The following is a 19,737-nucleotide window of genomic DNA, read 5'->3' as shown; positions in this document are numbered from 1 at the left end:
CGGAAGCGCAGAAAACTGGCATTTGCAGGCCAGCATCAGCTGAATGGCGATTGGTCCTAGCGGGGCTCGAACACGCGCAGCTCTTCGAACCAGTTCATGTCCTCGAAGCTGCAGAACGCCGGCGCGCGCAACTGCAGTACGGGCGCGCGTTCACGAATGTCCTTGGCCACGTCGTTCAGCATGGTCTCCCAAGCCGGCATGGCATCTGCATCGAACCACTCGATGACATAGGCCATGGTGATGTGGAAGCCATAGCTGTCGTGGTCCGGATGGCGATAGCCGAACACATCGGCAAAGCGATTGCGCCAGTCGGCCATGGCATGGCGGTCGGCGGCCGTCGCACCATCTACCATCAGTCCCGTCGGCACGGCCGCGGTGATCGCCACGTCAAAGCTCTCGCCGCCGGAAGATGCTTCCAGCCGTTTCAGGAACAGGTCGGTCATCGCCGGGATCGGCATGTCGACCGCGACCCCGGCGGGCCAGTACGGCAGGGTGCGCCGGTCCTCGATGATGCCCTGAAACAGGGTCATATGGTAGCTTTCGACCGGGGTGAAGGCGAGGCGCTTGGCCTCCGGCATGGCCATGTAGCGAGCGCGCGCATCGACCAGCGCCTGCTGCGTCGCCGAACCCGGCACCACGTGGCACACCACCGTATTGCCCGGCTCCGGCTGGAAAACCCCAGCGCGATCATAACGCCGTCCCAGATGGCGCGGCGGCGCTGCATCCCGGCCGGGAGCAAAGTGGGCAGTGAGTTTGGACGCTTCGACGAGCATGATGGGTCATCCAGGATTAATCTTCCGCCTGCCTTTAGGGTGATTGCATCAAGCTCTTGTGACAGCCCCGTTTGACTCCGTGCCGCGCCCGCGCCACCCTGACCCAATGGACCTGCTCAACGACATTTTCATCGGCGTACTTTTCATCGGCGGCACCATCGCGCTGTCGCTGGCGGTGTATTTCGTGGCCCGCCTTGCCGTACGCAATCGCCCGATGGACAAGCATCCGGAAATGGCCAGCGCCATGGTCACGCGCATTGGCGCCCTGCACGGCCTGATCCTGGCGCTGGTTTTCGCCCAGGAGATGGCCAATTACCAGCGGCTCGAAGTGCAGATGGCCAACGAGGCCAGCGCCGTTGCCGATGTGTTCAACGATGCCGGCCGTTACGATCCCGTCGCCCTGGCGAGCGTACGCAGCAATATGGTCGACTATCTTGGCTTCGTCGTCGATGCCGAGTGGGCAGCCCTGGGTCGTGGGGAAAATCTTGATGCCCAGGCCTGGTCCGCATGGGAGGCTGCCTATTCCAGCGTGCTCGACCTGACGCCGCATACCGGCCGTGAGGCCAGCCTGCGCGATCACATGCTGGCCCAGTTGCACGCCATTGCGTCGGCCCGCGACCTGCGCGAGCTCAATGGCACCGGCTCGCTGATCGGCCTGTTCTGGTTCGCGGCTTTGTCTGGGGTCGTGCTGATTGCGGTGGGGTATTACAGCTACCAGCCGCAACGCCACAATCTGGTGCTGATGTCGCTGTTCAGCGCCTATACGGGCGTCATCCTGTTTCTGATCTACGCGTTTTCCAACCCTTATAGCGCACCCGGCGTGCTCAGGCCCGATCCCCTGATCGAGTTGCGCGGCGAACTGCAGAGTGGCGCAACGCCTTGAGGAAGGGGGCGGCTGGCCGGTCCATCCCCTTCGCCCTTATGCCTCCCCCATCAAGGAAGGTGCCCGCCGGTGGTTGGGTTAGATTGAGTTCTGCAGGCCAGTGTACCCGAGCTCGAAATCGCCCCAGGAGTGGAGAGACACTTCCCCCTTGATGGGGGATGTCGGGAGGGGTGTCGTTTAGCCCCAATCTATCCACCTTACCCCTCTTCTCCCCACCCCCTCCACCCTCCCGCATACTCCACCCCGATATCTCCACAATGGCTGCGGGTTCGCGACGAACGGCCGGGGGGAGTTTGGTGGGAGGGGAATGCGGTCGCGCGATCCCTGGGCCAGCGCGACGTTCGTCATCCCAGCTCAAAGGATGACCACGTTCGAGCGGCCAGAAACCCCATCGCATGCGGCGAGACGCTGTCTCGCTTACTAATATAACCCATGAGGCACGTCTCGCCGCATGCCGCAGTCTTTCCCTACCCGCAGGTCACCAGACCGTGCGGCGCTGGCGCCTGCCCGTTAACCTTTCCGATTGTCACACCCATCTGCTCTGACTACTCTCCCCAGCATTGATTTGCCGAGCATGGACCAGGGCCCTACACCGATGACGCAAGGCTACGATCCCTATCATCTTGCCAGCCCCACGGTTTACCTCATCAAGATATTGATTTTCTTGATAATCGTCGGCTTGGTCGGTGCGATCCTGGCGAGCACGGTCCTGGCCTTCTTTTGGGCCAACCCCTTCATCAATTCGCTGATCTTCTTCACCCTGTTCACCGGCATTTTCCTCAGTTTCCGCCAGATTTACCGGCTGTTTCCCGAGGTCAAATGGGTCAATTCCCTGCAGGACGGCAGCGCCACCACCGTGCGTCCGCCGATCCTGCTGGCTCCCGTCGCGGGCCTGTTGCGGGAGCGCATCGGCGAGGCGATCATCACCCCGTCCTCGATGCGCTCCATTCTGGATTCGGTCGGCAACCGGCTCGATGAGGCCAAGGATACTTCCCGCTATCTCACGGGCCTGCTGGTCTTCCTCGGCCTCATGGGTACGTTCTACGGCCTACTGCAGACCGTGACCTCAGTCGCCGGCGTCATCAACGCGCTGGACGTCACCACCGGCGACACCGCCTCGCTCTTCGCCAACCTCAAGAACGGCCTGACCGCCCCGCTCGAGGGCATGGGCACGGCGTTCTCGTCCTCGCTGTTTGGCCTTGCGGGCTCGCTGGTGCTGGGCTTTTTGGACCTGCAGACCAGCCAGGCGCAGAACGCCTTTTATACCGATCTCGAGGACTGGATGACCTCGATGACCGAGCTGGACCACCCCGTCACCGCCATGCAGGCCAATGGCCTGGGCATGCAGGGCGCCGACATGCAGGCGATGATCGACCGCCTCGGCAACACCATGCAGAACCAGAATTCCTCCCAGAACGCCATTCGCGCCATGGCCGAACTGGCGCGCGGCATCGACGGACTGGTCAAGCATATCCGCACCGAGCAGGACGATTTGCGCACCCACATCGTCGAGCAGGGCGAAACCAACCGGAAGCTGCGCGACCTGATCGAGGCCATGCTGGCGCAAGACGACACCGATCGGCGGAATTAGGCCATGCCCGGAGCCCGTTCGCGCCGCAGGATCGAGGCCAATTACTGGCCCGGCTTCGTCGACGCCCTGTCGAGCCTGCTGCTGGTCATCATCTTCCTACTGTCGCTCTTCATGGTGACGCAGTTCTTCCTCAATACCGAAATCCAGGGCAAGGACACCGCGCTCTCCCGCCTCAACAGCCAGATCGCCGAACTGACCGACCTGCTGCAACTCGAACGCGGCAACGCCGACGACCTGAATTCGCAAATCGCCAATCTGCAGGCAACCCTGGCCACCACGACCGCCGAAAATACCGACCTCACCGGCCAGCTGGCCGGTGTCGGCAACGGCCTCGCCGGCAAGGACGAAACCATTGCGGGCCTCAATGCCGAGCTGTCCCAGGCCCAGGACATGTCCGACGAGGCCAATGCCCAGGTCGCCCTGCTCAACCAGCAACTGGCCGCCCTTCGCACCCAGATCGGCGCGCTGGAACAGGCCCTCGATGCCTCGGAGTCCCGCGATACCGAATCGCGGACCCAGATCGCCGATCTCGGCAAGCGCCTCAACCTGGCTCTCGCCCAGCGCGTGCAGGACCTGTCGCGCTACCGCTCCGACTTCTTCGGCCGCCTGCGCCAGATCCTCGAAGGCCGCGCCGATGTCCGCATCGTCGGCGACCGCTTCGTGTTCCAGTCCGAAGTGCTGTTCGATCCCGGCCAGGCCAATGTACAGCCCGCCGGCACGCCGGACCTCGATGCTCTCGCTGATGCCATCCTGCAGCTCGAAACCGAAATTCCGCCCGATATCAACTGGGTGCTGCGCATCGACGGCCACACGGACAAGCGCCCGATCTCCAACGCCCAATTCCCCTCCAACTGGGAATTGTCCGCCTCGCGCGCCATCTCGGTCGCCAAATATCTGGTCAGCAAGGGCGTCTCCCCCAACCGGCTGATCGCGGCTGGATTTGGTGAGTTCACGCCATTGGATCCGGGCGACACGGAAGAGGCTTATCGCCGCAATCGACGGATCGAGTTCAAGCTGACCGAGGGGTGAGCGGCCTTGCCAGACCCTGGGCACGCCCTCGCGGTTCGAGGCTCGCAAGGGCTCACACCTCACCATGAGGGCTACTGGAGTATCGCGATCTACCAGTAGTCCTCATGGTGAGGTGCGCCATCTTCGGCGCCTCGAACCACGAGGGCGTGGCACAAGGCCCTCAGCCCTCGATCTCATGCCGGAACTGCAGCTTGGCCAGCTCCGCATAGCGCCCACCCTTGCTGACCAATTGGTCATGCGTGCCCTGGTCGATGATCCGCCCACCATCCAGAACGAGGATGGTATCGGCATCGCGGATGGTCGCCAGGCGGTGGGCGATGACGAGCGTGGTGCGGCCGCGCATCAGGTGCTCCAGCGCCGTCTGCACCAGGCGCTCGCTCTGCGCGTCGAGCGCGCTGGTGGCCTCATCCAGCAGCAGGATCGGGGCGTTCTTGAGGATCGCCCGTGCGATCGCCAGCCGCTGCTTCTGGCCGCCCGACAACATCACGCCGCGCTCGCCCACGATGGCCCCATAGCCCAGCGGCAGGTCCATGACGAAATCATGCACCAGCGCGGCCTTGGCCGCGGCCTCCACGTCTTCGTCGCTGGCATCGGGCTTGCCGAAGCGGATGTTCTCCGCGATCGTGCCGGCAAAAATCGTCGGCTCCTGCTCCACATAGGCGAAACGCTGCCGCAATTCGAACGGCGACACGTCGCGGACATCCAGCCCATCGACCTTGATAGCGCCACCAGTGACATCATAAAACCGCTGCAACAGCGACAGCGTCGTCGACTTGCCCGAGCCCGAAGCCCCGACCAGCGCCACCGTCTGCCCCTTGGCCACGGCGAAATTGAGCTGCTGCAGCACCAGATCGCCGCTCTCGGCGCCATAGGTGAAATTGACATGCTCGAACGCCACCGTGCCCAGTGGCGGCACCGGCATCGGCGTCGGATTGGCCGCAACTTCGATTTGCGGCTCGGTATCGAGGATTTCCACCAGCCGCTCGGTCGATCCGGCGACCGATTGCAGCGTACCCAGCACTTCGCTGACATTGGTCAGCGCGCCCGAGGCCATCAGCGCATAAATCAGGAACTGCGCCAATTGCCCGGCCGTGACCGTGCCCTCGAACACCGAGCGGGCACCCCACCACACCAGGAACACGATGGCCGAGGTGCCGAGGAATATCACCATCGCCACCAGCGCCGAGCGGGCAAACAGCCGCTTCACCTCGGCCTGATAGCTGGCTTCGCTGCGCTCGTTATAGACGCGCGACTGCACCTTCTCCTGGGTGAACGACTTGACCGTGCGGGTCGCGCCCAGCATTTCGGTGGCCATGGCGGACAGGTCCGCCAATGCGTCTTGCGTGCGGCGCGACATGCCGCGCAGCCGGCGCGAGAACGTCACCAGCGGCAGCAGGATTGCCGGCGCGGCGATAACGACCGCTACGGTCAGCACGGGACTGGTCAGCAGCATCATGATCAGCGCGCCCACGATGGTCACCAGCGAGCGCAGCGCCAGCGAACCGCTCGAGCCGACCGCACCACGGATCACCGCCACGTCGCCATTGAGCCGGCTGGTCAGCTCCCCAACACGATGGGTGTCGAAATAGCGCGCATCCAGCCCCAACAGATGCACGAACACCGCCTGGCGCAAATCCGCCAGGACGCGCTCACCCAACACCGAGATGAAATAAAACCGCGCGCCACTGGCCACGCCCATGATCGCCGCGATGCCGACGATCAGATAGCCGTAATTGGCCACGCTCTGCAGGTTCTTCTCGACGAAGCCCTGATCCACCACGCCGCCCAGCATGGCCGGAATGGACAGCGAGGCGATGGTCGATATCAACAGGAACAGGATGGTCAGCGACAGGCGCCACGGATAGGCCAGGATAAACGGCAGCAGCCGGGCCAGCGGGCGCAGCTTGGGCGGCGTCGGAATCATGGTTGCGGGCGCTTTGGTATCGGCTGGCAGCGGAACGGCCTGGTCGGTCATGGCAGAGTTTGCTATCCATTAGGAAGCGGCACGCCGAGGCATGCCGACTGTTCCGCCTACATAAGGACTGCCCAAACCCGCCGCAACCGCTTTGTCCCGAGACATATTAGCTCGCCCTCAGCCCTTGCAGATTGGTCACGCTTTCGCTATGAAGCGGCCAACACCTGTTTGGCTTTCAGGGCGCCTGCTGGCGCCCGTTGCATTTGAGGCGATCATGAAGAGCGATATCCACCCGGACTACCACCTCGTCAACGTGGTAATGACCGACGGCACCAAGTATCAGACCAAGTCGACCTACGGCAAGGAAGGCGATACCCTTCAGCTCGATATCGATCCCAAGACCCACCCGGCCTGGACCGGCGGCACGGGCCAGCTGCTCGATCGCGGCGGCCGTGTTTCGCGCTTCAAGGAACGCTTCAAGGGCCTAGGCATCTAAAGCCGGTCCGAAGAATTCAAAAGCCCGGCCATTGTGCCGGGCTTTTTGTTATCCCCGCCGCCACTGGGGAGCGCAGTATGACCTTCGTTTTCTTTGTTCTGGCGGCGGCATGCGAAATCGGTGGGTGTTTTCTGGTCTGGCAGGCCCTGCGCCTCAACCAGCCTTGCGTGCCCATCCACCGGCCCTTCCCGCGGACTTGATCCGCGGGCCTCTGCCAATCCGGCACGCGCTGAGAGCGATCCCCGGATCAAGTCCGGGGACAGCACGGTGGGAGGGGGACGCATGGGAAGTAGCTTAGTCGGCGCGCCCGAAAGCCGCCTTCAGCCGCGCCAACTGGTCAACGACACCATTGGCATTGCCGGTATCGCCGACCGTCATGGTGCCGCGTTCCAGGGTGTCGAACTGCATCACCTTGTCGAACAGGCGGTCGCCCTTGACGATGAACTCGCGCAACACTTCCGGCAGGTGCTCGTAGCCTGGGCCGCCGCGCTCGGATGGGGTGGCGGAGAACTTGACCTTCTCCTTTTCGGAGCGGGCATTTTCCGGGGTGATTTCGCCTTCGTTGACGGCCCGCTGCAACAGCAGCCAGGAGGCCAGTTGCATCAACCGCGTAGTCAGGCGCATGGATTCGGTGGCGTAGAGGAACGAAGCGTCACGCGGCAAAATCCGGCTATCGGCGCGGCCATGGCCATCGAGATAGGAGGCGACCTCTTCGATCAAGGTCATCCCCTCGCGATACAGCAGGTCAAACCCGCCCGACGCCACGATGCGCGGACCGATTGCAATTGCCTGTGCCTTGTCGCCGATGTCCGCCACGCGTTCTCCCTCGTTGTGGTGTCAGTTTAGGGGTAAATGGCCCCGCCGTCACCATGGCATGGAAAACAGGCTGAAAAGAGCTTTAAGATCAAGGATTTGAGAATGCAGAAAACAAAAAAAGAGCGGTAAGAACCGCTCTCGAAGTTAACAGGGAGGCGTCAAACAGAGGGAGAAATCGCTCTGAAAAATCCAGAAGAATCTGAATAGATACAAGTTAACGCGAAGTTGTTAATTGTGCGTTAACAGAAGGTGATTTCTTAACCCTGTCGCACAACCATCACCGGCCGAGCTAGAACTTGAACAAGGCGTCGGCATCGTTTCGGGTCTTGTTGCGAGCCGCTATCGCCGTTTGCAGCCGGGCGATTTCGCCCTCCAGCAAGGCGATGCGTTCCACCAATTCCTCGACCGACATGGCGTCGAGCACCATGCCCACTTCATGGCCCTTGGGCTTCCTGTTCGCGTCTTCGTCCATTTCAGCCTCCTGCCCTTCCGCTGCCAGCTTAACGCGCCTCATGGCCGGAGCAACCCGGCTTTTGGCGCATGGTTCCAGCGACATTGGCATTGCAGTTTAGCGACCAAACCCATATATTAAGCGCGTTCCCCCTCAGCAGTACGCAAAGAGGCGGAGCGGCCCGGAGGAAGACCGGCCGCGCCTGCAGGAGAGTTTTACCATGACCCAGCCCTTGTTGATGCCCAAGGCGACCGCCGTCTGGCTGGTGGACAACACCGCGTTGTCGTTCGAGCAAATCGCCGCGTTCTGCACCCTGCATCCGCTTGAAGTGCAAGGCATCGCCGATGGCGACGTCGCCGGCGGCATCATGGGCGTGAACCCGATCCAGAACGGCCAGTTGACGCGCGAAGAGATCGAAAAGGGCGAGAAGGATCCGAGCTATCGGCTGACTTTGCTCGAACCCAAGGTTCGCGTCGCGGCCGCCAAGCGCAAGGGTCCGCGCTATACCCCCATTTCGCGCCGCAACGAGCGTCCCAACGCCATCAAGTGGCTGGTTCGCAACCACCCCGAACTCAAGGACGCCCAGATCATGCGTCTGGTGGGCACCACCAAGTCGACCATCGATTCGGTTCGTGAATCCACCCACTGGAACGCCGCCAACCTTGCCGCCATGGACCCCGTAACCCTGGGCCTGTGCAGCCAGATCGATCTCGATCTCGAGGTCAAGCGCGCCAGCAAGGGTGCCGTCGGCCCCGATGAGCTGGATGAAGGCACGACGCTGATGACGGCCGAAGAGGCAATGTCGCGTTCGGGCGCCCGTGGCCACAGCGACGAGCACGCCCCCGATTTCGGCACCGGCGCCAATCACGGCCCCGAGCATCAGGACGAGTTCGACGCGGACTCCGTGTTCGCCCGCCTCAAATCGCTCAAGAGCGATACCGACAACTAAGACCACAAACCGAAATAGCGCCGGCGGGAGGATAATCTGGAAAATAACCTCCTGCTGGCGATTTTCGTGCTGCTCGCCGCCAGCGTTGCCCTGGTGCCGCTCTTCAAGGCCCTGGGCCTGGGCACCGTCTTGGGCTATCTCGCCGCCGGCGTGTTGATCGGGCCTTATGGGCTCCGCCTCGTCTCCGATACCGAAACCCTTCGCCACGCCTCCGAATTCGGCATCGTCATGATGCTGTTCCTGATCGGGCTGGAACTGCAACCTTCCGAAATCTGGCGCATGCGCCACAAGGTCATCGGCCTGGGCGTCACCCAATTGGTGCTGACCGCCGTGCTGCTGGCGGTGATCATCCATTTCGCCGGCATTCACTGGAATGCGGCCATCGTCATCGGGCTGGCGCTGGCCATGTCCTCCACCGCCATCGCCATGCAGACGGTCGAGCAGCGCGATATCACCAAGACCGACACCGGCCGGGCCGGCCTCGCTATCCTGCTGGTGCAGGACGTGGCGGTCATCCCCATCCTCGCCGCCATCCCGATCCTGGCGACCTCGGGGATCAATGCCAGCGTCGGCGTCGACCTCACCGATGCGGTCGACGCGCTCGATAACCCCACCGATTGGCTGACCCCCCTCACGCTGATCGGCGTCTTCATTGCCGCCATCATCGCCGGCCGCTATCTGGTGCGCCCGCTGCTGGGCTATGTGGCCCGCACCGGCGTGCGCGAAGCCTTCACCGCCCTTGGGCTGGCGCTGGTTATCGGCGCGGCGCTGTTGACCCAATATGTCGGATTGTCGCCCGCGCTTGGCGCGTTCATCGGCGGCGTATTGCTGGCCGATAGCGAATATCGCCACGAACTGGAAAGCAATCTGGAGCCGTTCAAGGGCCTGCTGCTCGGCCTGTTCTTCATCTCGGTGGGCATGTCGATCGCCTTCTCGATCATGTTTACCGAGCCGCTGCGCCTTCTGGCACTGGTCGCCGGCTTTGTGGGCGTCAAATTCCTCGTGCTGTTTGCGCTGGCCACCGTGTTCCGCATGCACCTGGCCGACCGGCTGCTGCTGGCCATCCTGCTCAGCCAGGCCGGCGAATTCGCCTTCGTCATCCTGCAATTCGCCCAGACCTCCAACGCCTTCGAGCATGTCGAATATGATCTGCTATCGGTGGCCATTGCCACCTCCATGGCGCTGACGCCACTGCTGCTGCTGGCCTTCGACCGGCTGGTGGCGCCCCAGCTCGATGCCCGTCATGACAAGCGCAAGAGCGACTACATCGACGACCAGCAGAAGATCGTCGTGCTCGGCTATGGCCGCTTCGGGCAGATCGTCACCCGCCTGTTGCGCGCCCAGGGCTTTGAAATGACCCTGATCGATGACGATCCGGCCCAGATCGACCTGGTGCGCAAGTTCGGCGTCAAAGTGTTCTATGGCGACGCCTCGCGGCTCGACCTGCTGCACGCAGCCGGCGTCAAGGATGCCGAACTGGTGGTCATCACCGTCGGCGGCCGCGACCGCATCCTGACCATTGCCCGCAATATCCGCCGCAGCTTCCCGCACGTCACCATCGCCGCCCGCGCCATCGATCGCGGCCACGCCCATGAGCTGATGGAGCTGGGCGTCGAGGTGTTCGAGCGCGAAACCTTCCTTTCCGCCGTCAGCCTTGGCGCCAAGGTGCTGGCCCGCCTCGGCTACGAGCCCGAAAAGGCGCTGGAGCTGGCCAAAGCCTTCGAGGAACACGACAACAAGCTGCTGCACGACAGCTTTGCCGTGCGCAACGACGAGGATGCCTATGTGGGTCTCGTTCGCCAGTCGATGGGCCTGCTCAACGCCGCCATGGCGGCCGATACCCTGCCGGACCCGCAGCGGCCGGTTGACAAATCGCCGCCCGCGGACTCTGACTAGCCCACCTCTTTCCCGGCGCCCTTTCCCATGTTCGATCCCTATTTCGTCGCGGTCGCTTCGATCGCGGTTCTGCTCGTCGGTCTCTCCAAGTCCGGCCTGCTCGGCAGTCTCGGCGTGGTCGGCGTACCGCTGCTGACACTCGTTATGCCCGCCCGCGAAGCCGCCGGTATGATGCTGCCGGTGCTGCTCGCCATGGACTGCATCGCGGTCTATGCCTACCGCAAGGAATTTTCCTGGAACATTCTCAAGGTCATGCTGCCTGGCGCCGCTATCGGCACCATTATCGGCTGGATCCTGTGGTCATTTGTTTCAGATGCGGCGGTGCTGCTGTTCGTCGGCATCGTGACCCTACTGTTCGTGCTCGACGCCATGCTGCCCCTGCGCAAGAAGCTCGAAGGCCTGCCGCCCTCGACGCCCTGGGGCGTGTTCTGGGGCGGGTTCTCCGGCTTCACCAGCTTTGTCAGCCATACAGGCGGCCCGCCGTTTCAGATCTACGTGCTGCCCCAGCGCCTGGCGCCGGCGCTCTATTCGGGCACGACCGCCGTCTTTTTCGGCATCGTCAACACCGCCAAGCTGATCCCGTATTTCTTCCTCGGCCAGCTCTCGGTGCACAATCTGGAACTGTCGGCGGCGCTGATTCCCGTGGGCATTATCGGGGTGTTGCTCGGCATCTATCTGGTGCGTCGCATCTCGGCCAAATATTTCTACCAGATCGCCTATGTGCTGGTGTTTTTCCTCGCCCTCAAGCTGATCTGGGACGGCGCTCAGGGCGTGTTCTTCGCCGGCACGCTGGCCGGATAGGCAACAAAAAAGGGCCGCGGAACCTGCCGTGACCCTTCCCAACTGGGGAAACTTTAGACGCTTACAGCGCGTTGGCGCCGGAGTATTTTACGAGTTCGTCCTTCACTTCGAGCTTTTTGCGCTTGAGCGCGGTGACCATCAGATCGTCGTAGCGGGTATTCTGCAACTCCGATTGGATCTGACGGTCCAACTCCAGATGACGCCGTTCGAGCGCCGCAATGTGGCCTTCAGTCGTCATAACAACTCCTTAAGCTTGGTGGACAGGACCATCGTCACAAATAATTCACGGCTTGTCGACCGTGTTTGTGCGGCGAATGAATATCAGGTGCAAAACAGCTTGTGATGGGTTAACCAAATGTCAGCGTTCTGACCTCCGGGGCCCCGGCAAACGATGCTTGAACTGACCAGAGAACAGGAAGCCGGCTTTGGCCTCGAACTGGCCACCAAACGGCAGGAACACGCCGATCTGGACGCCGCTATCCACACCCTCACGGAGTCCCAGGTGGCCGATCGGATGCTGATCCAACGCCTCAAGAAACGTAAGCTGGCGCTCAAGGATCGCATCGTCCAGCTCGAGAATATTCTCATTCCAGACATCATCGCCTGATGCCGCGCGAGCTTGAGTTGTGGCGGCAATGGGGCTAAATGCCCGCTTTGCAGAGCGGTTCGGGGGAATCAATGCTCACCAAGCCTAGCGTCGCCATCGTCATGGGCAGCCAGTCGGACTGGCCCACCATGCGCTTCGCCGCCGAAACCCTGGAAACCCTCGAAATCGAATATGAGGCGCGCATCGTTTCGGCGCATCGCACTCCCGAACGGCTGGTCGAATTCGCCACCGGCGCCCGCGACGAGGACTTCAAGGTCATCATTGCCGGAGCCGGCGGTGCCGCCCACCTGCCGGGCATGATCGCCTCCATGACCCCCCTTCCTGTGCTGGGCGTGCCGGTGCAATCCAAGGCCCTGTCCGGCCAGGATAGCCTGCTGTCGATCGTGCAGATGCCTGGCGGCATTCCGGTTGGTACGCTGGCCATCGGCCAACCCGGTGCCATCAATGCCGCCCTGCTCGCCGCCGCCATCCTGGCGCTGAGCGATGACGACCTGGCCGACCGTCTCGACGCCTATCGCGCCCAGCAGACCGCCGCCGTCCCCCTGTTTCCGACCGACACCGAGTAGACCGTGTCCGATATTTCTCCGCTGCCCCCCGGTACCATGATCGGCATCCTCGGCGGGGGCCAGCTTGGCCGCATGCTGTCGCTCGCCGCCAGCAAGCTGGGCATGCGCACCCATATCTATTGCCCCGATGCCAATAGCCCCGCCTTCGAGGTCACGCCGCACAAGACCGTCGCCGCCTATGACGACGAGGTGGCGCTGGCCGCCTTCGCCGACGCGGTCGATGTGATCACCTACGAATTCGAGAACGTGCCGGCCAAGACCGCCGAATTCCTCGCCGCCCGCAAGCCGCTGCGACCCGGCGCCAATGCGCTGGCCATCTCGCAAGATCGCCTGGCCGAAAAAGCCTTCCTCGCGTCCAAGAACATTCCTGTAGCGCCCCACCGCGCCGTCGAAACGCTGGCGGATCTCGAAGCCGCCATCGACGCCCTGGGCCTGCCTGCCGTGCTCAAGACCACGCGACTGGGCTATGACGGCAAGGGCCAGCGCGTCATCCGCCAGCGCAGCGAGGCGGCATCGGCCTTTGCCGAGCTCGAGCCCAAGCCCCTGGTGCTCGAGGCATTCGTGCCCTTCGAAAAGGAAATCTCCGTTGTCGTGGCGCGAAGCCTGAGTGGCGAGGTCAAAAGCTTCGACGCCGCCGAGAATGTGCACCGTCACCACATCCTCTTCACCAGCACCGTGCCGGCCAACATTTCCCCCGGCCTCGAAAAGCACGCCGCCATGCTCGCCAAGGTCATCGTCGTGGCGCTCGATTATGTGGGTGTGCTCGGCGTCGAGTTCTTCGTCGTCCCTGGCGAACGCCCGACCCTGTTGGTCAACGAAATCGCCCCCCGCGTTCACAATTCGGGCCACTGGACAGAGGCCGTATGCCTCACAGACCAGTTCGAGCAGCACATCCGCGCCATCTTGGGCTGGCCGCTGGGCGATCCAGCGCGTCTGGCCGATGTGGTGATGGAAAACTTGATCGGCGACGACGTGCTGGCGATCCCCGGGTCGTTGGACGGCAATACGCAGCCCCACCTCTACGGCAAGACCGAAGTTCGCCTGGGACGGAAGATGGCGCACGTGAACAAGATTGTGCGAGAGGACTGACATCCCGCCACGTCCTCGTGGTTCGAGGGTCGCAAGAACTCCCGCCTCACCATGAGGACTACTGGAACGTCGCAGTTCTGTCAGTAGCCCTCATGGTGAGGTGCGAGGTCTTCCGAGCCTCGAACCACGGGGGCGTGGCACTACCGCGCCAACCACACCCGCAGCGCCTTGGCGACCGCCTCCGGAGCCTCCATCGTCGACAGGTGCCCACTGCCGGCAAACGTCATCAACTCCGCCCCCGCAATGCCCGCTGCTATCTCCTGCGATAGTGCCGGCGGCGTCAGGATATCCAGGTCGCCGACACCTACGAGCGTCGGCACGGCGATCTTGCTCAATCCCGGTCGGGAATCGATCCGGCCCATGATCGCGGTCTGCTGGCGGATATAGGCCTCCTGCCCCACCCGCTCCGACATTGCCTGCACCTCCGCCGCGAGAGGCGTACCCAGCCGCTGCGGCGCCACCAGGCTCTCCAGCAGCGCCTGGGAGACGCCGATGAACCGCCCCAGCTTGATGCTCTCGATACCCGCGCGGCGCTTGGCCAGACGCGCCGCGTCGTCGGGCTGCGCCGTGGTATCCAGCAAGGCCAGATGGGTGACGCGCTGCGGCGCCTGCCGCATGATTTCCAGCGCCACATAGCCGCCCATCGACAACCCGGCCAAAGCGAATCGGGCCGGCGCCGCCGCCAGCGTGCGTGCCGCCATCGCCGCTATGCTGTCATCCTGCGTCAGGTCGGCGACCATGGGGCGAACGCTCTCGCCAAGTGGCGCGATCGCATCGCGCCACAGCCGGGCGTCGCAGATCAATCCGGGCAGCAGGACAAGCTCTTGGGCCATGATGCGTCTCCGTGTTAAGCACTGGGACCTTGTGGCCTGTCTATCCACAGCCGGGCAAGCCAGACGCCAGGAAATTGGCGTTTTATCCTGACTCCCAGTGGACAAGCCCCAACCCTTGGGCTATAGAGCGGCCCACGGTGACTGGCTCTGCTGGTCGGCGCGGGGCTTATTGGGCCCGGCGCTATCATCCAAACACATTGACCAAGCTTCGAAAGGGCGGTTGACCTTTGCAAGTAGTCGTTCGCGATAATAACGTTGATCAGGCGCTGCGCGCGCTTAAGAAGAAGCTGCAGCGCGAAGGCGTCTTCCGCGAGATGAAGCTGCGCAACTACTATGAGAAGCCCTCTGAAAAGAAGGCTCGCCAGAAGGCAGAGGCCGTACGTCGCGCCCGCAAGCTGGCTCGCAAGCGCGCCCAGCGTGAGAGCGGCCTGCCCGCTCCAGCCCCCGCGCCGCGTCCCGGTCAGAGCGCTCGTCCGGGTGCTCCGGCAGCTGGCGGCGCACCGCGCCCCGAGCGTCCCGCTTCCTTTTAAGGTTAGCGCACGAGAATTTGAAAACGCCGTCCTTCGGGACGGCGTTTTTGTTTGCGCCGGTCACTCCGACGCCAGCTCAACCTCGACCACAGCATCGCCACTGGATATCCGGCGCGCCAAATCGGCTGCCTCGCTGGCGGTAAAATCGCCGCTGATCACCACCGATGGCCCGGGGATAACGGTCTGGATGCGCGGCGATGACACCACAGTGCCATCGATGAGCAGATCGAGGACTTCCCCGAGATGCCGCGCGGTCAGCTTGGCAAAGGTCCGCTGGGCATCAGGTTCTAGCTCGACTACGATCGTCGGCTGCCCGTCAAATATGCCGGCCTCTACCGCAGCGCTTTTGATGGCGAGGCCTATCGGAGCCGCCAAGACACTGCCTGTGCCCAGCAGCAGGGCCAGCGCCCCGGCCATCATCAACTTCGCGATCATCGGCCTCTCCCGTTAGCCTATTGCCGCGCCGCGACCTCGGACCGCTCGAAGAACGGCTCCGCCTGGTTCCACAGGCCGCGATCCCACAGGTCGCTATGGGTGCCATCCGGCACGATCCACAATTCGTCCTGGTGCGGCACCAGATCATACAGCCGTTTGCCGTTGGACACATCGATCGTGACGTCCGCTGTGCCGTGGGCGATCAGTACCGGCTCGCTGACGTCCTTGATCCAGTCACTGACCGGAAACTGATCCTGCATCACCCAATAGACCGGCAGAAACGGATAACGCTCCGCCGCCACATTGACCGCCGACAGAAACGGCGTTTCCAACAGCAGCGCATCGGCATCACGAAGGCTGGCCACGTAGGTTGCAGGCCCCGAACCGAGCGAGCGCCCCCAGATTACCATTGGCGAGCCCTTGGCCGCGGCCCAGTCGAACGCCGCCAGGGCATCGTCGAGAATCCCTTGCTGCGTGATGCTGCCCGGCGAGGCGGGAAAGCCGCGATAGTCGAAGGCCAAGAAGCCGTAGCCAGCCTTGGCCCAGGTAGCGAAGCGCTCATCCTCGCGCGAAAAGCTGCCGGAATTGCCCTTGTAGTAGACGATCAGCGGCTTGCCGGCCTTGGGCGCCTCATACCAGCCATTGATCACGCTGCCGTCGACCGGGATCGCCACCTCGTCAGCCCCCAGAATATCGGTATCCGCCAGGGCCGTGATCGGCCCCGTGCGCTCATATTGCAGGTCGCGCTGAAAATAATACATGCCGCCCACCACCGCGGCATAGCCGAGCACGATGAGAACGACCAAGCCAACGAGGAGGCGACGGAGGATTTTCACTCAAGCTTCTTCCAGCGTCTGGGCAATGGCCTTCTCGAAGACCTCCTGCGGCTGGGCGCCACTCAGAGCATACTTTTCGTTGAATACGAAAAACGGCACGCCACGAATGCCCTGCTCGGCCGCCTGTACCGCCAATTGTTCGGTGATCGCCAACTCATTGGCGTCGTTCATCGCGTCCATGGCGTCGCCGCGGTCAAAGCCGAACTCGACGGCCAGATCGGCCAGCACATTGTCGTCGTTGATCTGGCGATGCTGCAGGAAATAGGCCTCGGCGATGGCATTGGCCAGTTCATGCTGCACGCCCAGCGGCTTGGCCAGCCGGGTGATGGTATGGGCCTTGGCCGTCGGGAACATGCGGGGCTGTTGGGACAGGTCGAGGTCGATCCCGGCCTTTTTGGCCTCGCTCTCGACGCGCTCCCACATCTCCTTGGGCTCCTTGCCATACTTCTCGCGCAGCATGTCGGCCACGACGACGCCTTCGGCGGGTGTCGATGCATCGAGATAGAACGGGTGGTTTTCCACGATCACCTCGATATCGTCCGGCAGATCGGCGAGGGCTTTGTCCAGCCGCGCCGAGCCCACCAGGCACCAGGGGCAGACGACATCGGTGAACACGTCGATCTTGAGAGTCTTGGACAAAGGCTAATCCTTTCGCGCATGCGAGCAAGTGTTGCCCTCAAATGGCGCGAAAGAGTGTGCGCCGCAAGGACGCACGCCAAGGTAACTACGAGGATGGCGGATTAGTGTTTGTTGTGGTCGACCAGCGCAAAGGGCGGTGACCAGCCACCGGCCATCGTCGTGAAGCCGATCAGCGAGCCGAGCCCGAACCAGACGAGGCCCGGCGCCAGCAGCAACGCGGCGGCGCCCGACAGGGCCGACGCGCGCATGGCCGCCACGACACCGGTCAGCAGCACCAGCATGGGCAACAGCCCCGTCATGAACGGATTGGCGAGGCTCAACGCAAATGGCAGCAGGATGACCCCGGCGATGAGCGCCACGATCCAGCGGCTGGTTCTGCGCCCCTCAGGGCCACGCTGGCCTACCAACCACCGCGCCACGCCCCACATCGGCAGGGTCAGCATCATCGCCGCGGCTACACTCCATTCCGGCAGGCCCATTGGCGGGGTCACTACCGGCATGATGCCCAGCGCGTCGCCCAGCATATCGGCGGCAAAATAGCCCGCCATGGGCAGGGCTGCGCTAAGGCCCAGCGTGATGACGCCACGCAAATCCACGTGGGCGATTGCCAGGTCGTGATTGTTTTCGGTCCAAGTGGTCGCCATTTTCGGCTCCCGCCGCTGGTTGTTCAGCTAACCAATGGCTGCCGCACCCAAAGGGTTCCCTATACGTCAACATGGCGCCGCGTGCGTCTCAATTGCGCCACAGCCTCCGGACGCCTATGGATGGCCGAAACACCCCGCCAGGAGCATTGCCGATGAGCGATCCCGACCGCCTCGCCGACCGGCTCGACGCGCTGGAAACCCGCATTGCCTACCAGGACGAAACCATCGAGGAGTTGAACGCCACCATCACGGCGCAGTGGGCCGTGATCGACGCGCTCAGTCGCAAGGTGAACCTGCTCGACGAACAAGCACGCGCCGTCAGCAATATCGCCGACCCGCGGACGGAACCGCCGCCACCGCATTATTGAGGGCTTGCGGCGTCGCTCCAACGCCGGTGCAACCCCTGCACTCTCCCCACCCACCGTCTTCCCGCGGACTTGATCCGCGGGCCTCTGTCCGCGCGCGCCGGGTTGAGAGTGGCCCGCGGGTCAAGCCCGAGGGAAGGCGGTGCGTGGGAAGCACCTCGCGTACAATTCCCACGCGGAAAAAAGCCCGCCGAAGCGGGCCTTTTCAAATTTCGCGGCTCTCGCCGGACACGGATTGTGCGTTTCTAGTGCCCGAGGGCTTTGACGATTTCCTCGGTCATCTTCTTCGCGTCGCCGAACAGCATCATGGTGTTGTCGCGGTAGAACAGCTCGTTCTGAACGCCCGCATAGCCCGCTGCCATGCCCCGCTTGATGAACAGCACCGTGCCGGCGTCCTCGACGTTGAGGACGGGCATGCCATAGATCGGCGAGGTCTTGTCGGTCTTGGCCGCGGGATTGGTGACGTCGTTCGCGCCGATCACGAACGCCACGTCGGTGCGGGCGAATTCGGAGTTGATGTCCTCGAGCTCGAAGACCTCGTCGTAGGGAACGTTCGCCTCGGCGAGGAGGACGTTCATATGGCCCGGCATGCGGCCGGCGACGGGATGGATCGCATATTTGACGCCGACGCCTTCCTTCTTGAGCATATCGGCCATCTCGCGCAGCGCATGCTGCGCCTGCGCCACCGCCATCCCATAGCCGGGAACGATGATCACCTGTTCGGCCTGCTTCATCAGGAATGCCGCATCCTCGGCCGATCCGCGCTTGTACGGACGATCGATCGCCGGGCCGCCTCCGCCCGCGACCGCGTCGCCGCCGAACCCGCCGGCGATCACGCTGATGAAGCTGCGGTTCATTGCGCGACACATGATATAGCTCAGGATCGCGCCGGAGCTTCCGACCAGCGCCCCGGTGATGATCATCGCGCTGTTGCCGAGCGTGAAGCCCATCGCCGCGGCCGCCCAACCCGAATAGCTGTTGAGCATCGACACCACGACCGGCATGTCGGCACCGCCGATCGGTATGATCAGCAGGAAGCCGATGAGGAACGACAAAGCGGTGATCGTCCAGAACACCCACGGCGCCTGGTTGGTGACGAAATAGCCGATCAGCCCGAGGATCAGCGCCAGCGTGCCGAGGTTGATCACGTGCCGCCCCGGCAGCAGGATCGACTTCCCCGACATATTGCCGTTGAGCTTCAGGAACGCGATCACCGATCCCGAGAAGGTGATCGCGCCGATCGCGACCCCGAGCCCCATCTCGATGCGGCTGACGCCATGGATCACACCATCCGTACCGGCGATGCCGAACGCCTGCGGGTTAAGGTAGGCGGCGGCGGCGACCAGCACTGCGGCAAGACCTACCAGCGAGTGGAACGCAGCGACCAGCTGCGGCATCGCCGTCATCGCGATGCGTCGCGCAGTGACCAGGCCGATCGCGCCGCCGATCGCGATTGCGATCAATATCTCGACCAGCGGCAGCCCGTCGAACGCACCGGCGGGCGAGCGCGGTGCATAATAGACCAGCGTCGTGCCGACCGCGATCGTCATGCCGGCGATGCCGAAGCGATTGCCGCGCTGCGAACTTACCGGA

The 19,737-nt window shown here is 63.2% G+C and carries 24 protein-coding genes; 13 read left to right on the top strand and 11 right to left on the bottom strand.

Translation table 11 applies throughout. The features are described 5' to 3' along the window. Positions 1-56 precede the first annotated feature (56 nt). Positions 57-773 carry a DUF1868 domain-containing protein gene (locus tag JWR51_RS01405; RefSeq protein WP_299742650.1) on the bottom strand — a complete coding sequence of 239 codons (717 nt, stop codon included), beginning with the start codon at positions 771-773 and terminating at the stop codon, positions 57-59. Positions 774-879: 106 nt separating this feature from the next. Here JWR51_RS01405 and JWR51_RS01400 point away from each other — a divergent pair, with 106 nt between their 5' ends. The 3 genes from JWR51_RS01400 (at position 880) to JWR51_RS01390 (ending at position 4,276) form a co-directional block, all read left to right on the top strand. After that, positions 880-1,656, top strand: a complete 777-nt coding sequence (locus JWR51_RS01400) for a DUF4239 domain-containing protein (RefSeq protein WP_299742647.1) — start codon at positions 880-882, stop codon at positions 1,654-1,656. A gap of 595 nt (positions 1,657-2,251) precedes the next feature. Further along, the gene (locus tag JWR51_RS01395) at positions 2,252-3,247 is read left to right on the top strand and encodes a flagellar motor protein MotA (protein WP_299742644.1); all 996 of its coding nucleotides are present in this window, start codon (positions 2,252-2,254) and stop codon (positions 3,245-3,247) included. A gap of 3 nt (positions 3,248-3,250) precedes the next feature. Then, positions 3,251-4,276 carry a peptidoglycan -binding protein gene (locus JWR51_RS01390; protein ID WP_299742642.1) on the top strand — a complete coding sequence of 342 codons (1,026 nt, stop codon included), beginning with the start codon at positions 3,251-3,253 and terminating at the stop codon, positions 4,274-4,276. A 160-nt stretch (positions 4,277-4,436) separates the two neighbouring features. On the opposite strand, the gene JWR51_RS01385 is transcribed toward JWR51_RS01390, so the two are convergent. Then, entirely contained in the window at positions 4,437-6,251 is a 1,815-nt protein-coding gene (locus tag JWR51_RS01385) for an ABC transporter transmembrane domain-containing protein (protein WP_299742639.1), read from the bottom strand. A 214-nt stretch (positions 6,252-6,465) separates the two neighbouring features. Here JWR51_RS01385 and rpmE point away from each other — a divergent pair, with 214 nt between their 5' ends. Then, positions 6,466-6,687, top strand: coding sequence for a 50S ribosomal protein L31 (gene rpmE, locus JWR51_RS01380; protein ID WP_299722216.1), 222 nt, complete (start codon positions 6,466-6,468; stop codon positions 6,685-6,687). Positions 6,688-6,764: 77 nt separating this feature from the next. Continuing rightward, entirely contained in the window at positions 6,765-6,887 is a 123-nt protein-coding gene (locus JWR51_RS24010) for a hypothetical protein (protein ID WP_366525534.1), read from the top strand. 94 nt (positions 6,888-6,981) lie between these two features. On the opposite strand, the gene JWR51_RS01375 is transcribed toward JWR51_RS24010, so the two are convergent. Both JWR51_RS01375 and JWR51_RS01370 read right to left on the bottom strand, forming a co-directional pair. Further along, a complete protein-coding gene (locus JWR51_RS01375; RefSeq protein WP_299742636.1) occupies positions 6,982-7,503 on the bottom strand; it encodes a DUF1465 family protein in 522 nt (173 codons plus the stop codon). A gap of 289 nt (positions 7,504-7,792) precedes the next feature. Next, complete coding sequence (locus JWR51_RS01370; RefSeq protein ID WP_299742633.1) at positions 7,793-7,975, bottom strand: DUF1192 domain-containing protein; 183 nt, start codon at positions 7,973-7,975, stop codon at positions 7,793-7,795. Between the two features lie 199 nt (positions 7,976-8,174). On the opposite strand from JWR51_RS01370, the gene JWR51_RS01365 reads away from it, so the two are divergent. The 3 genes from JWR51_RS01365 to JWR51_RS01355 all read left to right on the top strand — a co-directional run bounded on the left by JWR51_RS01365 (position 8,175) and on the right by JWR51_RS01355 (position 11,600). Further along, positions 8,175-8,903 carry a cell cycle transcriptional regulator TrcR gene (locus JWR51_RS01365; RefSeq protein WP_299742630.1) on the top strand — a complete coding sequence of 243 codons (729 nt, stop codon included), beginning with the start codon at positions 8,175-8,177 and terminating at the stop codon, positions 8,901-8,903. 66 nt (positions 8,904-8,969) lie between these two features. Then, positions 8,970-10,799 (top strand): monovalent cation:proton antiporter-2 (CPA2) family protein, encoded by a 1,830-nt coding sequence (locus JWR51_RS01360; RefSeq protein WP_299742627.1) that lies wholly within the window; start codon positions 8,970-8,972, stop codon positions 10,797-10,799. A 27-nt stretch (positions 10,800-10,826) separates the two neighbouring features. Further along, a complete protein-coding gene (locus tag JWR51_RS01355) occupies positions 10,827-11,600 on the top strand; it encodes a sulfite exporter TauE/SafE family protein (protein ID WP_299742624.1) in 774 nt (257 codons plus the stop codon). A 61-nt stretch (positions 11,601-11,661) separates the two neighbouring features. On the opposite strand, the gene JWR51_RS01350 is transcribed toward JWR51_RS01355, so the two are convergent. After that, positions 11,662-11,838, bottom strand: coding sequence for a DUF465 domain-containing protein (locus JWR51_RS01350; RefSeq protein WP_299742620.1), 177 nt, complete (start codon positions 11,836-11,838; stop codon positions 11,662-11,664). A gap of 153 nt (positions 11,839-11,991) precedes the next feature. Here JWR51_RS01350 and JWR51_RS01345 point away from each other — a divergent pair, with 153 nt between their 5' ends. The 3 genes from JWR51_RS01345 to JWR51_RS01335 all read left to right on the top strand — a co-directional run bounded on the left by JWR51_RS01345 (position 11,992) and on the right by JWR51_RS01335 (position 13,862). Further along, entirely contained in the window at positions 11,992-12,207 is a 216-nt protein-coding gene (locus JWR51_RS01345; RefSeq protein WP_299722234.1) for a DUF465 domain-containing protein, read from the top strand. A gap of 71 nt (positions 12,208-12,278) precedes the next feature. After that, the gene (gene purE, locus JWR51_RS01340; protein WP_299742617.1) at positions 12,279-12,773 is read left to right on the top strand and encodes a 5-(carboxyamino)imidazole ribonucleotide mutase; all 495 of its coding nucleotides are present in this window, start codon (positions 12,279-12,281) and stop codon (positions 12,771-12,773) included. Positions 12,774-12,776: 3 nt separating this feature from the next. After that, positions 12,777-13,862, top strand: coding sequence for a 5-(carboxyamino)imidazole ribonucleotide synthase (locus JWR51_RS01335; protein WP_299742614.1), 1,086 nt, complete (start codon positions 12,777-12,779; stop codon positions 13,860-13,862). Positions 13,863-14,002: 140 nt separating this feature from the next. Here the strand turns inward: JWR51_RS01335 and JWR51_RS01330 are convergent, their stop codons facing one another. Continuing rightward, on the bottom strand, positions 14,003-14,695 hold the full coding sequence (locus tag JWR51_RS01330) for an alpha/beta fold hydrolase (protein WP_299742611.1): 693 nt from the start codon (positions 14,693-14,695) through the stop codon (positions 14,003-14,005). A gap of 227 nt (positions 14,696-14,922) precedes the next feature. Between JWR51_RS01330 and rpsU the strand changes: the two genes are divergently transcribed. Next, on the top strand, positions 14,923-15,225 hold the full coding sequence (gene rpsU, locus JWR51_RS01325; protein WP_299742609.1) for a 30S ribosomal protein S21: 303 nt from the start codon (positions 14,923-14,925) through the stop codon (positions 15,223-15,225). A gap of 60 nt (positions 15,226-15,285) precedes the next feature. Here rpsU and JWR51_RS01320 read toward each other — a convergent pair whose 3' ends face one another. From JWR51_RS01320 to JWR51_RS01305, 4 genes are all read right to left on the bottom strand, one after another. Then, a complete protein-coding gene (locus JWR51_RS01320; RefSeq protein ID WP_299742607.1) occupies positions 15,286-15,660 on the bottom strand; it encodes a hypothetical protein in 375 nt (124 codons plus the stop codon). 17 nt (positions 15,661-15,677) lie between these two features. Further along, positions 15,678-16,496 (bottom strand): alpha/beta hydrolase, encoded by an 819-nt coding sequence (locus tag JWR51_RS01315; protein ID WP_299742605.1) that lies wholly within the window; start codon positions 16,494-16,496, stop codon positions 15,678-15,680. Continuing rightward, positions 16,497-17,135 carry a DsbA family oxidoreductase gene (locus tag JWR51_RS01310; protein WP_299722254.1) on the bottom strand — a complete coding sequence of 213 codons (639 nt, stop codon included), beginning with the start codon at positions 17,133-17,135 and terminating at the stop codon, positions 16,497-16,499. A gap of 101 nt (positions 17,136-17,236) precedes the next feature. Beyond that, positions 17,237-17,779, bottom strand: coding sequence for a hypothetical protein (locus JWR51_RS01305; protein WP_299742603.1), 543 nt, complete (start codon positions 17,777-17,779; stop codon positions 17,237-17,239). A gap of 152 nt (positions 17,780-17,931) precedes the next feature. Here JWR51_RS01305 and JWR51_RS01300 point away from each other — a divergent pair, with 152 nt between their 5' ends. Next, positions 17,932-18,147 carry a SlyX family protein gene (locus JWR51_RS01300; RefSeq protein WP_299722260.1) on the top strand — a complete coding sequence of 72 codons (216 nt, stop codon included), beginning with the start codon at positions 17,932-17,934 and terminating at the stop codon, positions 18,145-18,147. 242 nt (positions 18,148-18,389) lie between these two features. Here JWR51_RS01300 and JWR51_RS01295 read toward each other — a convergent pair. After that, positions 18,390-19,737: NAD(P)(+) transhydrogenase (Re/Si-specific) subunit beta (locus JWR51_RS01295; RefSeq protein WP_299742600.1), on the bottom strand; the 1,348-nt coding region annotated here is incomplete at its 5' end.

The sequence above is a fragment of the Devosia sp. genome (assembly GCF_028290625.1).
Taxonomy (GTDB): Bacteria; Pseudomonadota; Alphaproteobacteria; order Rhizobiales; family Devosiaceae; genus Devosia.
This window is presented reverse-complemented; position numbering and strand designations above follow the sequence as displayed.